This is a genomic window from Vibrio tapetis subsp. tapetis (assembly GCF_900233005.1).
In the GTDB taxonomy this organism is placed as follows: domain Bacteria; phylum Pseudomonadota; class Gammaproteobacteria; order Enterobacterales; family Vibrionaceae; genus Vibrio; species Vibrio tapetis.
Window position 1 is genome coordinate 2490605 of record NZ_LT960611.1, and the last position, 16001, is coordinate 2506605.

16 protein-coding genes are annotated in these 16001 nt (G+C 44.9%); 3 read left to right on the forward strand and 13 right to left on the reverse strand.

The features are described from left to right. Positions 1-194 precede the first annotated feature (194 nt). The 5 genes from VTAP4600_RS11085 to pomA all read right to left on the reverse strand — a co-directional run bounded on the left by VTAP4600_RS11085 (position 195) and on the right by pomA (position 6309). On the reverse strand, positions 195-653 hold the full coding sequence (locus tag VTAP4600_RS11085) for a DUF805 domain-containing protein (protein ID WP_102523966.1): 459 nt from the start codon (positions 651-653) through the stop codon (positions 195-197). A 236-nt stretch (positions 654-889) separates the two neighbouring features. Then, a complete protein-coding gene (ltrA, locus tag VTAP4600_RS11090) occupies positions 890-2173 on the reverse strand; it encodes a group II intron reverse transcriptase/maturase (RefSeq protein WP_102521018.1) in 1284 nt (427 codons plus the stop codon). Positions 2174-2991: 818 nt separating this feature from the next. After that, positions 2992-4440, reverse strand: a complete 1449-nt coding sequence (gene thiI / locus VTAP4600_RS11095) for a tRNA uracil 4-sulfurtransferase ThiI (RefSeq protein ID WP_102522856.1) — start codon at positions 4438-4440, stop codon at positions 2992-2994. 137 nt (positions 4441-4577) lie between these two features. Beyond that, positions 4578-5534 carry a flagellar motor protein MotB gene (locus VTAP4600_RS11100; protein ID WP_102522857.1) on the reverse strand — a complete coding sequence of 319 codons (957 nt, stop codon included), beginning with the start codon at positions 5532-5534 and terminating at the stop codon, positions 4578-4580. Between the two features lie 10 nt (positions 5535-5544). Further along, complete coding sequence (gene pomA, locus VTAP4600_RS11105; RefSeq protein ID WP_102522858.1) at positions 5545-6309, reverse strand: flagellar motor protein PomA; 765 nt, start codon at positions 6307-6309, stop codon at positions 5545-5547. Between the two features lie 344 nt (positions 6310-6653). Here pomA and xseB point away from each other — a divergent pair, with 344 nt between their 5' ends. The 3 genes from xseB to dxs are packed head-to-tail and all read left to right on the forward strand — an operon-like array spanning position 6654 to position 9712. Then, positions 6654-6917 (forward strand): exodeoxyribonuclease VII small subunit, encoded by a 264-nt coding sequence (gene xseB, locus VTAP4600_RS11110; RefSeq protein ID WP_102522859.1) that lies wholly within the window; start codon positions 6654-6656, stop codon positions 6915-6917. Positions 6918-6920: 3 nt separating this feature from the next. Beyond that, complete coding sequence (gene ispA / locus VTAP4600_RS11115) at positions 6921-7805, forward strand: (2E,6E)-farnesyl diphosphate synthase (protein ID WP_102522860.1); 885 nt, start codon at positions 6921-6923, stop codon at positions 7803-7805. Positions 7806-7828: 23 nt separating this feature from the next. After that, on the forward strand, positions 7829-9712 hold the full coding sequence (gene dxs, locus VTAP4600_RS11120) for a 1-deoxy-D-xylulose-5-phosphate synthase (RefSeq protein ID WP_102522861.1): 1884 nt from the start codon (positions 7829-7831) through the stop codon (positions 9710-9712). Between the two features lie 113 nt (positions 9713-9825). Here dxs and pgpA read toward each other — a convergent pair whose 3' ends face one another. From pgpA to nrdR, 8 genes are all read right to left on the reverse strand, one after another. Then, positions 9826-10329, reverse strand: coding sequence for a phosphatidylglycerophosphatase A (gene pgpA / locus VTAP4600_RS11125; RefSeq protein WP_102522862.1), 504 nt, complete (start codon positions 10327-10329; stop codon positions 9826-9828). A 3-nt stretch (positions 10330-10332) separates the two neighbouring features. Further along, positions 10333-11304 (reverse strand): thiamine-phosphate kinase, encoded by a 972-nt coding sequence (thiL, locus tag VTAP4600_RS11130; RefSeq protein WP_102522863.1) that lies wholly within the window; start codon positions 11302-11304, stop codon positions 10333-10335. An 84-nt stretch (positions 11305-11388) separates the two neighbouring features. Next, on the reverse strand, positions 11389-11859 hold the full coding sequence (gene nusB, locus VTAP4600_RS11135; RefSeq protein ID WP_102522864.1) for a transcription antitermination factor NusB: 471 nt from the start codon (positions 11857-11859) through the stop codon (positions 11389-11391). After that, complete coding sequence (gene ribH / locus VTAP4600_RS11140) at positions 11859-12329, reverse strand: 6,7-dimethyl-8-ribityllumazine synthase (RefSeq protein WP_102522865.1); 471 nt, start codon at positions 12327-12329, stop codon at positions 11859-11861. Before ribH ends, nusB begins: the two co-directional genes overlap by 1 nt. Before the next feature lie 241 nt (positions 12330-12570). Then, entirely contained in the window at positions 12571-13683 is a 1113-nt protein-coding gene (ribBA, locus tag VTAP4600_RS11145) for a bifunctional 3,4-dihydroxy-2-butanone-4-phosphate synthase/GTP cyclohydrolase II (RefSeq protein WP_102522866.1), read from the reverse strand. A gap of 89 nt (positions 13684-13772) precedes the next feature. Continuing rightward, positions 13773-14423 carry a riboflavin synthase gene (locus VTAP4600_RS11150; protein WP_102522867.1) on the reverse strand — a complete coding sequence of 217 codons (651 nt, stop codon included), beginning with the start codon at positions 14421-14423 and terminating at the stop codon, positions 13773-13775. Between the two features lie 6 nt (positions 14424-14429). Then, on the reverse strand, positions 14430-15542 hold the full coding sequence (gene ribD / locus VTAP4600_RS11155) for a bifunctional diaminohydroxyphosphoribosylaminopyrimidine deaminase/5-amino-6-(5-phosphoribosylamino)uracil reductase RibD (RefSeq protein WP_102522868.1): 1113 nt from the start codon (positions 15540-15542) through the stop codon (positions 14430-14432). Beyond that, positions 15542-15991, reverse strand: a complete 450-nt coding sequence (nrdR, locus tag VTAP4600_RS11160; protein ID WP_102522869.1) for a transcriptional regulator NrdR — start codon at positions 15989-15991, stop codon at positions 15542-15544. Before nrdR ends, ribD begins: the two co-directional genes overlap by 1 nt. Between the last annotated feature and the right edge of the window lie 10 nt (positions 15992-16001).

A 16001-nucleotide genomic window follows, 5' to 3' on the forward strand; every position in this document is an offset into this window, starting at 1 on the left:
TTAGGTTTAACCTACCTGTGGCATACTTCCTGTATTTTTTTTGACCTGTCAGTCAAATTTTAACACCGCCTTCATGGCGGTGTTTTTTTATGGGTGAAAGAAAGGCGGAAGCGAATTATTGATGTAAATAACAGGCGCAGAGTTTGATAAGACCGCTAGGGATTGACGCCTAAACAAGAATTAGCCGTTTAGAGTTAGTATCTGGCAAGATCTATGGGATTACGTTCGCTAGTTTTGCTGCGTTGCGCGCGAGCTTGACGGCGTTTTACGCGAGCACGATCCCTCGCTTTAGGGTCAGCTCCATACCGGTTGGTACCTTTCTCACTGTCTAAAAAAGTAAATACAAAAAGTACAAAGGCTGAAATAGCCGTGAAGAGCAGCCCGATAATCACAGCATCGGTAGCAAGCATACCACCAGAAACCACCAATAGTCCCACCCAACCACCAGAATAGCCAACATCGTGTAAACGACGAACGATAAGAGCAAGCAAAGGAATGACGGTCAGACAACCGTAAATAAATAACACAGGCGGTACGACCGCCATCACACACATCACTATTATGTTTACGAGTGTAAACACCCAATAGTCTCGTCGTCGACATCGGCCTGAAAAGTTAAAACCGTTTTTCCAAAAATCTATATATTCATTCATTACAAACCCATCACTTACTGTTTTGAATAGTTCGCCACAATGACGAACAAACATAGGGTATGGCGTTTGATAAATAATACTATGACAACAGCGCCCCATACGAAACACATCACATAAAACCAGACTTTAGTATGAGATTCCGAATGTTATTGCTTCCATCGGGATACATCGAGTAGGGTGAGGCGTCTCCGCCTCATCCCTCTCACAGAACCGTACGTACGGACCTCGTATACGGCTCATGCACATTTCCATTCAGCATAATGGCTGAACACATATCCTGTCCTAACGTGTTCAAGATTCACTAATCCAAGGTCGTTAAACCATTGATTTGGCATCGAGTAACTGGCTAATGGACTCGCAGCATTTCTCCAACTATCCATACAGATATACCTGAATGACCCTTCGTAACCTAGCTGTCTTAGCCTGCGGTGGAGTCGGGTCGGTTTTTTCCATAATCGTAATTGGACGCTGCGAAGTCTTCGCCTTAACCACGCGGCCAGTTTCTTAAACTCCCTGTTGGCATTCGCTATTCGAAAGTACTGGCTGAACCCTCTCAGAAGTGGATTCAGTTGTTTAATGACTTCTAACAATGGCTTACCGCCATTGCGTCTTGTCACTCGCTTCAACTTTCCTTTGAACGTCGACATTTTCTTTGGCTGAATACGGCTATAATGGCTACCGATTTCTATTCCAAGGAATTTCACACCTTCGCCGCTGTGCGCTATGTGTGATTTGGTTTCGTTCACCGTTAACTTGAGCTGTTTTTCCAGGACCTTCGTTGCCTGTACTTGCGCATTTTCTGCACCTTTACGGCTGCGACAGAAGATCAGTATGTCGTCGGCATAACGGACTATTCGATGTCCTCGCTTTCGCATCTCTTGATCAAACGCATCCAGATAGATGTTCGCTATCAGTGGGCTTATTACTCCACCTTGCGGACTACCTATCTCGGTATGCTGCCACTCTCCATCAACCATTACGCCACTTTTCAGGAACTGTTTGATGAGCTCCAGTACGCTACTGTCTGTGACTCGTTTCTTAATGCTTTTTAGAATAAGCTCATGATCGAGCTTATCGAAGCACTTCGATAAGTCCATATCTACGACGTGTTGCATTCCGTATCGACGGATGAACATCGTCGCTTTGTTTATAGCATCGTGACAACTTCGATTCGGTCTATACCCAAAGCTGGATGGGTGAAACTGCTCTTCGAAGATTGGGGTTAATAGATCATTTAGAGCTTGTTGGACAACTCTATCCCGTACTGTTGGGATCCCAAGTAATCGCACCCCACCATCATCTTTCGGTATTTCTACCCGTCTGACGGGTTGAGGGGTGTATCGCTTGGTTTTGAGTTCCAGAAGAAGTTGATCTAGGTTATCACTCAGATTTTGGGCGTAGTCGCTTAGGCTCTGCCTATCTATTCCGGCCGCGCCTTTCGCTTTCCACACTTTTTTAAATCCTTTATAGAGTCGCTCTTTGTGGAGCAAGTGACCATATAAACTGTAGTAAACTCTCAACTTTTTCCTTTAGATTGTGTGCCGTGTGGGGACAAATGCTCTCTCACAGTGTTGGTGTATTTCACTCCACTCTCTAGCCTTCTAGCTCAATGGCAATTTACTAGAGTGAGTCAGAGTTACTCCCTTGTACGGTTTCTCGCTTCAGTGCTTTGCTTTCACAAAGACCGAGACGGAATACCTCGATAGCTAATCAACTTGTATACCACTGAAAAAAAAACATCTGCTCATCACAGACTTAAAATGTACTTCATCCCTTCGCAACACCAGATTGCTTTTGGCAAAATGTTGTCCCATCAGACGTGTTACTGATGGTCAGCTCAGTTTTATCCTCCACACCATTACTGGGCTTCACCGGCCGAGCTTTACTCACTACTAAGGATTCATCTGCCACCTCGCACCAACATAGATCTTGGCTCTCGCCGTGAGTTTATGCTTCCGACGTTTGCTCGGATGTGGTGTCAGGCTTCCCCAGTTACTGCACTGGCTCCCTGTTAACAATGCCACCCTCAAGCACAATCTAGGTCTGATTGAGTATCGGGCTTCACGCTATTTTGCACGCTTACCCACCTAAATTGCCGAATCAGGTTCACTTTCGTTGTGTACTGTTAACTTCCTATCGCTTCCTTCAAACCCTGCCGTTGGCCAGCAACGCCCTTGCGATTCGGATTATCTTCCCCTCAATCAGGGTGATTTAGGCTTCTTTCAGCCTAATGGGTTTGCCAGCTTCGCTGGGCAAACAAAAAAACCGCCCGTCTTTACGACGAGCGGCTTTCATTCTAGAGCCTTTAGCGCAGAGGCCTATCGCCTGTAACCTGCTCTTAAGGTCTGTAAACCTTCACGTTGCTGTAACCTTGCTCTTGCAAGTACAACGCCTGTAAACGGCTCATAACACCACGGTCACAGTAAAGTAAGTAGCTCTTAGATTGATCCAAGTCGCCAAACTTTGTCGCAAGCTTAAAGAAAGGAATGTGAGCAATTTCTACTCCATCAATTTCAAGCGGATTCGCTTCTTCTTCTTCCGAACTACGAATGTCCAGAACAACCGCATGTTGCTCTACAGCATCAACTTGTTCAACTTCAGGCGCTTGCTCTTTGCTTTCTTTTTCGATGTCACGAATGTCCATCACGCGGGCATTTTCAACCACTTGATCGAGTATCGCAAAATCAAAGTTTTCTTCTTCTGCTTCAAGTTTCGCTTTTACTGCTTTAACCGTTGGCTTACGTGAAATCACACCACAGTATTCAGGCATGATTTTCGCGAAGTCTTCAGTCCCAATTTCACGAGATAAGTCGATGATGTCTTCTTTATCCCAGTTAATCAGTGGACGAAGGATTAAGGTATCCGTTACTCGGTCGATATGACGTAGATTGGTCAGCGTTTGGCTCGATACTTGACCCAATGCCTCACCAGTCACTAGCGCTTGAATGCCAAACTTTTCAGCAATCATGCCACCAGCACGCATAAACATACGCTTAAGAATCACGCCCATTTGGCCGTCTTCTACTTTTTCTAAGATCTCTGCTACAACTGGCTCAAAGTCCACCGAGATGAATTTCACTTTTGCAGAAGAACCGTATTTGTTCCATAGGTAGTGAGAAACTTGCTTCACGCCAATTTCGTGCGCAGGACCACCTAAGTTAAAGAAACAGTAATGCGTTTTTGAACCACGCTTGATGTGTAAGTAGCTAGACACACCAGAATCAAAGCCACCAGAGATCAAGCTAAGTACGTCTTCTTGAGTACCAAGAGGGAAGCCGCCCAAACCTTTGTGGCGAGCAATCACTTGATTCAGTTTATCGTTCGCGATTTCAATATTAACCGTTACTTCAGGGCGGTTTAATTTAACACGAGCAGTTTCTACTGCTTGGTTTAAGCCACCACCAACATAACGCTCTAATTCAATAGAAGAAAAATCGTGCTTACCACGACGCTTTGCACGAACGACAAAAGTTTTGTCAACGATGCGATCACGGCTTAATTCAAGCACTTGCTCGTAGATATCATGCATATCTTTAAAGTCAGACTGCTTCACTTCCAACGAGTGATGGATACCTGAAGTTTGCTTTAAAATTGCCAATACCTGATCAAAATACTCGTCACTTTCAGAAGTCACTTCAATGTGATCACGACGGTTAAATACCGCTACATTTTCAGTATGCTTTTGAATAATAATACGAATATTACATTCTAGAATTCGAGTGAAGCGTTTACGAACAGATTCACTTTTAACGAAAATCTCTGGATGGGGTTTAACAATAAACTTCATAGTTCTTCTTCACTATATCGAAAATGGTATTGCCATCTGGCAATTCTAAGGCGCAGAATTATACACGAGCTATTAAGAATAAAAAAGGCGAGCTATTACGCTCGCCTCTATTCATTACTGCTGATCGCTAAAAAGCGTTACTGCTGAGCCGACACTTCATCACTATAGTGCGGCTTGCCTTGCATAATATTGATTTCTACGCGTCGGTTTTCCAGGCGACCTTCTAGAGTATCGTTACTCATCAACGGTTCCGTATCAGCCATACCTCTTACTCGTAATCGGCTATGGTCAAACCCTTTCACGCGTTCCATTTCATGCGCAACAGAAACCGCTCGTTGTGCTGATAAGTCCCAGTTAGAACGATACAACTCTGATTCCAGCGGGTAGCTATCAGTATGGCCAGAAACTCGAATAATGCCCGGTACGTCTTTCACCAATTCAGCCACTTGTCTAACTAATGGCCTAAACTTAGGTTGTAAGAAAGCAGAACCATCAGGGAATGCGCCACGCTCACGAATACGAATGACGATCTGCTGGCCAAGGCTTTCAACTTCAACCGCACCTTCATCCATTTCTCGCTCTAGCGCTTTTTTAATGCTCTCAACAATGGTTTCGATTTCTTCAGACTGAGATTCTGATTGCGATTCAGACTGTTGCTCCGACTGAACAGACTCGGTATTTTGATTCATTTGCGTTGAGGTCTCAGGGGATTGCCCACCGGTTTGTTTACCAGCATCGCGCTTAGTTCCGCCCGCTCTGTCTGAATCCCCTTCATGAAATTCCAGCGTCTGCTGAGTCATGTCGATAGTTTGCTGCATGATCACATCAATCGGTGTGGGCTCAGGTCTGCCCGGACGAAATTCTTGAGCAATCACACTGGTGCCTTTTGGAATGTCTTTCACTTCCAATTGATTTTGCACACCAAATGCGAACTTCATCGAACCTGCGATTTGCTTAAATTTAAGCACATCCATTTCTGAAAACGATAGCAGTAATACGAAGAAACACATCAACAGTGACATCAAGTCCGCAAACGTACCCATCCAAGCCGGGAGGCCAGGTGGTGGGCATTCACACTTGTCTTCATCATCCATTTCTTAACCCCTATTCGCCGTCAACATCAATAGCACGCTTGCTTTCGCTTAGGTAGTTTTTCAAATAGCTGTCGATTACACGCGGGTTTTGACCATCTTGAATCGCTAACACCCCATCCATGATAAGGCGACGGTTTAAGGTTTCTTGCTCTTTACGTAAATTCAGTTTGTCGGCAATGGGGAAAAACACCATGTTAGACAAAATAGCACCATACAAAGTAGTCAAAAGCGCAACGGCCATAGCTGGGCCAATGGATTTAGGGTCATCCATGTTAGAAAGCATGGCTACTAGCCCGACCAAAGTACCAATCATGCCCATTGCTGGTGCCACATCACCGTAAGCTTTATAGGTAGCGCTACCAAACTCGTGACGCTCATTAGTAAGTGCGATGTCTTTTTGTAAGGTCGCTTTTACTACGTCAGCATCATGACCATCAACGAGTAAATCAATGCCTTTTTGCATGAAGGAATTGGTTATTTCCATTTCTTCTAGTGCAAGGAAACCGCCTTTACGGGCTGCATCAGCCATTTCCACAATTTTAGATATTAGGTCTTCGGGTTCATCCGTTTTAAACATGAATGCTTTTACGGCTATTTTGGTCGCAGCAAAAAATTGCCCCATGGTAAATTTCATCAATACGACGAATGTAGAACCACCCACCACGATCAATATAGACTGAATATCGATAAAGATACCGATACCACCACCTAAAACCATCGCCATAATTACGAAAGCAAATGCGCCAATTAAGCCTATTAACGTTGCTAAATCCACAAAGCACTCCTCATGCTATTTCGTTCTACTATGCACTCAATTCAGATTATCGGCAGAACAAGCTGAATATTTAGCGATTTTTCGCTTTCGACACAAATTCCACGTTCAATTAAACAGGATAGCAATCTATCCGTCGATTAGACATTCGTTTCATCGAAAAATCTGGTCTTTACATTCACTTATTGGCCTAAATGTCTCGTTCTTGTGGCTCGGCAAACATACACATTCTACCAATGACTATAAAAGCTGATATACTGCGCCCTTGTTAAAATTTGTACCCAGACATTTGACCCTATATTTAGCTTAGGGTAACGTGCGGGCATTGTCCTAGAAGCAGAAATTATATGGCCAGTAAGAAACCTGAAAACATGTCTTTCGAAGGCGCTTTAGAAGAACTTGATGGAATCGTCGAGCAATTAGAAAGTGGTGACTTAGCCCTAGAAGATGCGCTGAAGAAATTCGAGCGTGGAATCATTCTAGCTCGCTCAGGACAAGAGAAATTATCTCAAGCAGAACAACGTGTTGCTATTTTAATGCAAGATGACGACCAAGCAGAGCTTACCCCTTTCGAAGTAAATTCTAAAAAAGAAACTGAGTCTGAAGAATAATCCATGACAATGATTTTATCTGCGTATCAAGAGCGTAGTAGTGAGCAGCTCAACCTTTGGTTAGATACATTTCCACACCAGCAGCAAGCCTTAATTCAAGCAATGCGTTATGGCCTATTGTTAGGTGGAAAGCGAGCAAGACCTTATCTTGTGTACATCACGGGCCAAATGCTGGGTTGTGAGCTATCTGAACTCGACACGCCCGCCTCCGCGATTGAATGCGTTCACGCCTATTCCCTTATCCATGATGACTTACCCGCCATGGACGACGACGAATTGCGCCGTGGACAAGCCACTTGTCACATCGAGTTTGACGAAGCGACCGCCATTTTAACTGGCGATGCGCTGCAAACTTTGGCCTTCACTATCTTATCGGAAGGCCGTCTTAACCCGTCAGCTGAAGTCACCCGAATAAAAATGGTGCAAGCGCTAGCAAAAGCTTCTGGTGCTCAGGGGGTGTGCATGGGCCAATCTTTAGATTTAGAAGCTGAGAATCGCGCTATCTCTCTTGAAGAGCTCGAAACGATCCATCTAAACAAAACCGCAGCATTAATCAAATGCTCGGTTCAGTTAGGCGCTTTGGCTGCGGGTGAAAAAGGCTTAGCTATTCTTCCGCAATTAAACAAATACGCTGACTTGATCGGTCTCGCTTTCCAAGTTCAAGATGACATTTTAGACATCATTGGTGACACCGAAACGTTGGGTAAGCCACAAGGCTCAGACCAAGAACTCAACAAAAGCACTTATCCTTCATTGCTCGGATTAGACGGTGCGCAAACAAAAGCACAAGAATTGTTAACTGAGGCACTTTGTGCATTAGAGGCAATCCCTTACAATACTCAGTTACTTGAAGAATTCGCCCGATACGTGGTCGAGCGCAACAACTAACACGATTATAAGCGCTGATAATTATGACTCTTGATATCTCAAAATATCCAACATTAGCACTGGCCAATACGCCCGATGAGCTACGTTTACTCCCTAAAGAGAGCTTATCCACTCTTTGTGAAGAACTGCGTACCTATCTACTAAATTCAGTAAGTCAGTCAAGTGGCCACCTAGCATCAGGCCTAGGTACGGTTGAATTGACGGTCGCACTGCACTACGTGTACAACACGCCTTTTGATCAGTTGATTTGGGATGTGGGTCACCAAGCCTACCCGCACAAAATATTAACGGGTCGCCGAGAGAAAATGTCGACTATTCGTCAAAAAGACGGGTTGCACCCTTTTCCATGGCGAAAAGAAAGTGAATACGATGTATTGTCGGTCGGCCATTCTTCAACTTCTATAAGTGCGGCGTTAGGTTTAGCGATTTCAGCGCAAAAAGAAGACCGTGATCGTAAAGTTGTTAGCGTAATTGGTGACGGCGCGATTACTGCCGGTATGGCGTTTGAAGCCATGAACCACGCAGGTGCTGTCCACACCGATATGCTCGTTATCTTGAACGACAATGAGATGTCTATTTCAGAAAACGTTGGCGCCCTAAGTAATCATTTGGCACAAGTGCTTTCCGGTAACCTTTACACATCAATTCGTGAAGGTGGTAAGAAAGTACTGTCAGGGTTACCGCCAATTAAAGAGCTGGTAAGAAGAACCGAAGAGCATTTAAAAGGTATGGTGGTTCCAGGCACTTTGTTTGAAGAGCTTGGTTTTAACTATATTGGCCCTGTTGATGGTCACGACGTAAACGAATTGATCAAAACGCTGAAAAATATGCGTGGACTAAAAGGCCCTCAATTCCTTCATATCATGACCAAAAAAGGCAAAGGTTACGAGCCAGCCGAAAAAGATCCAATTGGTTACCATGGTGTACCAAAATTCGACCCAACTCATACAAGCTTGCCAAAAAGCAGTGGAAGCAAACCCACTTTCTCGAAAATTTTCGGTGACTTCCTATGCGATATGGCCGCTCAAGATCCAAAACTCATGGCGATTACACCTGCCATGCGTGAAGGATCTGGCATGGTACGCTTTTCAAAAGAATATCCAGAGCAGTATTTTGATGTTGCTATCGCTGAACAACACGCCGTCACTCTTGCTACAGGCATGGCGATTGCTGGCGATAAACCGATTGTAGCGATTTATTCAACATTCCTACAGCGTGGCTACGATCAATTGATCCACGATGTTGCCATCATGGATTTACCCGTGATGTTTGCTATAGACCGCGCCGGTTTGGTTGGTGCAGACGGTCAAACACACCAAGGGGCATTTGATCTTAGTTTCATGCGCTGCATTCCAAACATGGTTATCATGGCGCCGAGTGACGAAAATGAATGTCGCCAAATGCTCTATACTGGGCATCAACATACCGGCCCGAGCGCCGTTCGTTATCCTCGTGGTAACGGTATGGGCACCACCATCGAGTCTGAGTTTACCGCTCTAGAGATCGGCAAAGGTCGTATGATGCGTGAAAGTAGTGCCAAGCAAGATGGTAATAAAGTCGCTATCTTGAACTTTGGTACTTTCCTGCCAAGTGCACTGGAAGCCGCCGAACAACTTGATGCTACGGTTGCGGATATGCGCTTTGTGAAGCCACTGGATGAAGAACTTATTCGAGAGCTAGTTGCTGAGCATGATGTATTGGTAACGCTTGAAGAAAATGCGATTGCTGGAGGCGCTGGCGCTGGGGTTCTTGAGTTTTTGATGCAAGAGAAACGACTGAAGCCAGTACTCAACCTTGGTTTACCTGACAAGTTTGTCGCCCAAGGTACCCAAGAAGAAATGCACGCGGAACTTGGTTTAGACTCTGTTGGTATTGAAAAATCGATTCATACTTATCTAGCAAAATAACGATACCCCAAATACAAAAAAGCACCGAAAGGTGCTTTTTTATTAAGTGCAAGAAGCGAAGTGCTAGGCTCTTAAACCGCACTACTTAGCTTTTAGTACTTCGCCTTTAGCGCTTAAATCCAACCAGCATAGCGCCCGATGAGCCATAAGCTTACGCCCGCCATCACACCTGCAACAATATCATCCACCATGATACCGAAACCGCCGTGTACCCTTTTATCTAGCCAACCAATAGGCCAAGGCTTTACCATGTCAAAGAATCGAAATAATACGAACCCGGTCAACAGCCATTTCCAGTCAGTAGGCGAAAGGTTCAGTATAGGCACGACACTCATGGTAATCCAAAAGCCTGCAAATTCATCCCACACAATCGAGCCATGATCGTGCACGCCCATATCATCCGAAGTTACTTGGCAGATCTTGATACCGATAACACATGAAACAAGGACCGCCAACAAGTATGCAGGAAGAGGCAATTGGACCAAGAGTAAATAAAATGGAATCGACGCCAACGTGCCCATGGTGCCTGGAATTAGAGGAGATAAGCCACTGCCAAACCCGGTCGCCAATAAATGCCAAGGGTTTTTAAGTGAAATAAGTGCTAATGGGTTTGCCATGTTCTATATACCTTTAAAATGGTCGTATCCGGAAAGCTGCCAATCCAGTGCTTTACCATTTCTCTCAAGTTGTAATTGGTCACCAGAACGAATCTGACCGACACACGTTGCTTTAGTGCCTGTCGGAGCCAACAATGTATCCATTTGCCCTTTATGCTCTTCTGGCACAGTGAAGCAAAGTTCGTACTCCTCCCCACTAGACAGAGCCATTCGCAACGCACTGTCACGACTGCCACAATACTCTAGCAATTCATCGGAAATAGGCATCGCATCCACATCTATAATAGCGCCAACCGTAGATGCCTTCATGATATGGCCTAAATCAGAGACTAAACCATCACTGATATCCAAGCATGAAGACGCCACATTACGCAGTGCCTGCCCGGCAAGTAAACGCGGGCTTGCATGGTAATGTCGATATTCTAGCGTTTCCGCATGAGGTTTGTTTCGATTGCTATCATCAAGCACAACTTCAAGCCCAGCGGCTGCGTCACCTAATGATCCAGTAACATACAACCAATCGCCTACTTTTGCTCCATCACGGCGTAATGCTTGGCCTTCAGGTACAAAGCCTTGCACAGTCAGGCTCATACTTAACGGGCCTTTGGTTGTATCACCACCAATTAACTGAATATTGAAATAGTTCGCGAGCTCAAAAAAGGATTCGGTAAACGGGGCTAACCAAAGCTCATCGGGTTCAGGAAGGGTTAAAGCCAAAGAAACCCAAGCAGGTGATGCGCCCATCGCCGCTAAGTCGCTTAAATTAGAAGCCAACGCTTTATGGGCTACCCATGCAGGGTTAGCATCTTCCAAAAAGTGAGTGCCCGCAACCAAGGTATCGGTACTGATGGCGATTTGGACATTAGCAGGAGAAGTAACTAGGGCGCTGTCGTCCCCAAGTGATAACTGAACATCCTTGCGCTGGGTCTGACGATTAACGAAGTACTGGGTTATTAAATTGAATTCACCGGCCATGGTTCACTCTTTATCGTTATTATTTTTAACATTATACAAAAAAGGCCAGCTTAATGGCTGACCTTCTTAACTATATTGTGACGCTTACTTTTTTTTACGTACGTGCGGCGCGGCTTTATCAAGCACACCGTTTACGAATTTGTGACTGTCTTCCGCAGCAAAAACTTTTGCAAGTTCGATCGCTTCGTTAATCACAACTTTGTAAGGTACATCTTCACGACGCGTCATTTCGTACATAGCTAGACGAAGAAGTGCTAGCTCCATCTTATCCAAATCTTGCATTGGACGAGATAGGAATGGACGTAATTTACTGTCTAATTCAGTGTGGCTTAGCACGACACCCGTCAGTAGATCACGGAAGTACGCGACGTCTGTTTCTGGTGCTGCTAGTGCTGGTTCATTAGCTTGATGATCTTCTTCATCATATTTACCACCAGATAAAAATTGCTCTTCGATAGTAGCAACATTTTCTTTTGTAACTTGCCATGAGTAAATTGCTTGTAAGGCAAATTGACGTGCGTTTCTACGTGCGGCTGGTTTCACACTGGCCCCCATTAGGAATCAATTTCTGAAAGAACGTTAATCATCTCAAGCGCGCTTAGTGCAGCCTCTGCACCTTTGTTACCAGCCTTGGTTCCTGCGCGCTCGATAGCTTGATCAATAGTATCTACGGTCAACACACCGAATGCTACTGGAAGACTGTATTCCAGAGAAACTTGTGCCAAACCTTTGTTACATTCACTGCAAACATAGTCAAAGTGTGGAGTACCGCCACGAATAACTGAACCCAGAGAAATGATAGCGTCAAACTTACCCGTTTTTGCTACACGCTGAGCCGTTAGTGGTAGCTCCACCGCACCAGGACAACGAACAACAGTAATATTGTCTTCGTTAACTTGGCCGTGACGCTTTAAAGTATCGATTGCACCAGATAACAAGCTTTCGTTAATAAAACTGTTGAAACGAGAAATAACGATAGCAATTTTTGCATTTGGCGCTGGGAAGCCACCCTCGATCACTTTCATAAGCCTTCCTTTAACTATTTTCATCAAGTGAGAATCGGCGGATTCTAACACAAAAGTGTGAGCAATATCTAATGGAAATTGCCAAAGAACAGAAAAGAAAATAGACCAAATATTCTGCAACCGCCACCAAGCCTTTAAAATAAACAAAAGAGCAAAAACACGGCGGCTTTTGCTCTTTGAATATCCATCGGTTTGGCACTAACTCATTGGTTGTGATTCCCTAGGGACTGACGTTGGCACTTTACTTACAAACGTACTCAACAACGTTCAAGCCAAACCCGCCTAGTGCATGGTAGCGCTTGGAGCTTGAAGATAATAAACGCATATCATGAACGCCAAGATCCGCAAGGATTTGAGAACCCACACCGACTCGGCGTGAGGTACCCTGCTTCTTCGCCATAGTTGGCGCTTCGCCTTTATCTTGCTGTTCAAACGTTTTTACTTTATGAACCAAAGATTCCGTGGTTTCTTCATTACCAAGAATCACCAATACTCCACCTTCTTCACTAATACGCTTCATTGCCGTTTGCAACGTCCAACTGCGCTCGGCGCTGCGGTCTGAATGCAATAGGTCGGTGAATGTATCTTGTAGATGCACACGAACTAATGGTGCTTTCGCTGCATCAACCTGCTCTTTTTTCATCGCGTAGTGAATTTGGTTATCGATAGTGTCACGGTATGTGACCAACTGAAACTCACCAAATTCTGTAGGCAATTGACACTTAGCAACGCGTTCAATTGTGGTCTCGGTATTATTGCGATATTCGATTAGGTCAGCGATTGTGCCTAATTTAATGTCATGTTTTTCAGCAAACACTTCTAAATCTGGGCGCCTTGCCATTGTGCCGTCATCATTCAGGATTTCCACAATAACAGAAGCTGGCTCAAGACCAGCCAAACGCGCTAAATCACAACCCGCTTCTGTATGACCTGCACGCGTTAATACGCCGCCTTCTTGCGCCGCTAATGGGAAAATATGTCCCGGTTGAACGAGGTCTGCCGCTTTGGCATCTTTAGCTACTGCAGCTTGAACGGTAATCGCTCGGTCTGCCGCCGAAATACCCGTAGTCACACCCTCAGCCGCTTCAATAGACACCGTAAAATTGGTGGTATATTGCGCGTTATTGTCTTGTACCATTGGTGGTAGCCCAAGCTTCTCACAACGGTCTTTTGTCATCGTCAAACAAATTAGGCCGCGACCATACATAGCCATAAAATTGATCGCTTCTGGCGTTACACATTCGGCCGCCATGATCAAATCGCCTTCGTTTTCGCGATCTTCATCGTCCATCAGAACGACCATTTTACCTAATCGAATATCTTCTATTATTTCTTGTGGGGTACTGATTGACATTGAATGCTCCTGGTATTAAAGGCAAAGCTCTAACTCCGACGTTCGGAGTTAAAACACTTAGAGTTTAGTACTTAGTACTTAGTACCTATCTACGCAAACCCGTTTTGTTGTAAAAATTCCATTGTCATGCTCGGTTTATCATCTTCGCGAGCACCTTGTAGCAACCGCTCCATGTAACGAGCAAGTACATCAACCTCTAGATTTACTTTTCGCCCTACTTGGAAGTTATCTATGGTGGTTTCTTCGGTGGTATGCGGAACAATCGTCAGCTTGAATGCATTTTTTCTCAGTGCGTTAACCGTTAAGCTAATACCATCTACGGTAATAGAGCCTTTTTCAGCCACGTACTTGCTGATTTCAGCCGGCATTTCTACCCAGAACTCAATAGAACGACCAACATGGTTTCGCTCAACTATTTGACCAACACCGTCAACGTGACCTGATACGATATGACCACCAAATCGCGTGGTCGGCAACATGGCTTTTTCTAGATTCACCTTATCGCCAGCCTGATAATCGACAAAGCCTGTTTTATTCAGGGTCTCAACCGATAAATCGGCGGTATAACGCGTCTCACTAAAATCTACGACCGTTAAACATACACCATTGGTTGCGATGCTATCGCCAAGCTTCACATCGGCCATATCTAGTTTGCCGACTTCTACCGTCACGCTAATGTCTTCGCCTTTTGGCGTAATAGCAGCAAGAGACCCTACCGCCTCTACGATTCCTGTAAACATGTTTTTCTACTCTGTTTCTGGCAAGTTTTGTTTCACCTGCGCGGTAATTCGAATGTCTTGGCCGACCATACGCAAATCACTAATATTAAGACCGATTGCTTCGTTCATTTCATCAATACCAAGTAAATGGATTAAACCTCGTCCATCACTGCCCATTAATTTAGGGGCTAGGTAAACGATCAGTTCATCCACTAGGTTCGCTTTGATCATACTGGCCGCTAAGGTTGCCCCTGCTTCTACCCAAATATGATTCACATTGTGTTGTTCACTAAGCTGCTCGATAGCGCTACGAATACACAACTGGCCGTCTGAATTCAAGGCGATAGGTATATCGCCATTTTCACCGATCGTGACGACTTCCCCTTCTGTATCAAATAACTTGAGTTCAGGAGAGAGTTGATTCTGCCGATCTAATATGGCGCGTAGCGGTTGTCTAACATCACTTTGGGAGTAATCAGCTTGAACATGTTGCGGAAGATCGTCCCAACGAACGTTCAGGGAAGCATTATCATCAATCACGGTTTTGCTGGTTGATAGAATAGCACCTGCTTGAGCCCGGTATTTTTGAACATCTTGACGTGCTTGTGTGGAGGTTATCCATTGACTCACTCCATTATGCAGAGCGGTCTGACCATCTAGACTGGCCGCTAACTTGAGTTGTACGAAAGGAGCCCCAGTCGACATGCGTTTAATAAAGCCTAGATTTAACGCGATAGCGTCTTGTTCAAGTAAGCCGACTTGTACCTCAACTCCCGCGTCTTGCAACATTTGGATGCCGCGCCCAGCCACTTGAGGGTTTGGGTCTTGCATGGCACAAATCACTTTAGTTACACCAGCTTCTATCAAACCTTTTGCACAAGGAGATGTTCGACCATAATGGGAACAAGGTTCAAGCGTAACGTAAGCGGTTGCACCTTTAGCTTGGTCTTGAGCTTGGCGCAATGCATGCACTTCAGCGTGAGGCTCACCTGCACGGAAGTGAAAGCCTTCGCCTACTATTGTTTCATCGCGCGTGATAACACAGCCAACATTAGGGTTTGGGGCCGTCGTATAGATGCCACGCTTTGCCAGTAGCAAGGCACGAGACATCATTTTGAAATCAAAGGGAGTAAACGTCATCAGTCTTCCAATTTAGCGATTTCTTCGCCAAACTCGCGAATGTCTTCAAAGCTGCGATAAACAGAAGCAAACCGAATATAAGCGACTTTATCAAGCTCTTTCAGCTGATCCATCACCAAGTTGCCAACCATTTCACTCGGTACTTCGCGCTCACCGGTCGCTCGAAGCTGAGACTTGATGGTACTGATTGCCAGTTCGATAGCATCGGCACTTACAGGACGTTTTTCTAACGCTCGTTGGAAGCCACCCACCATTTTATCTTCGTTAAATGGTTCGCGATTACCATTAGTTTTAATCACTTTTGGCATCACTAACTCAGCACTTTCAAAGGTCGTAAAACGCTCACTGCATGCTAAGCATTGACGGCGACGACGGACTTGATGACCATCAGCGACCAGCCGAGAATCAATTACTTTCGTGTCATTTTCAGAACAGAATGGACAATGCATATCACCTCCC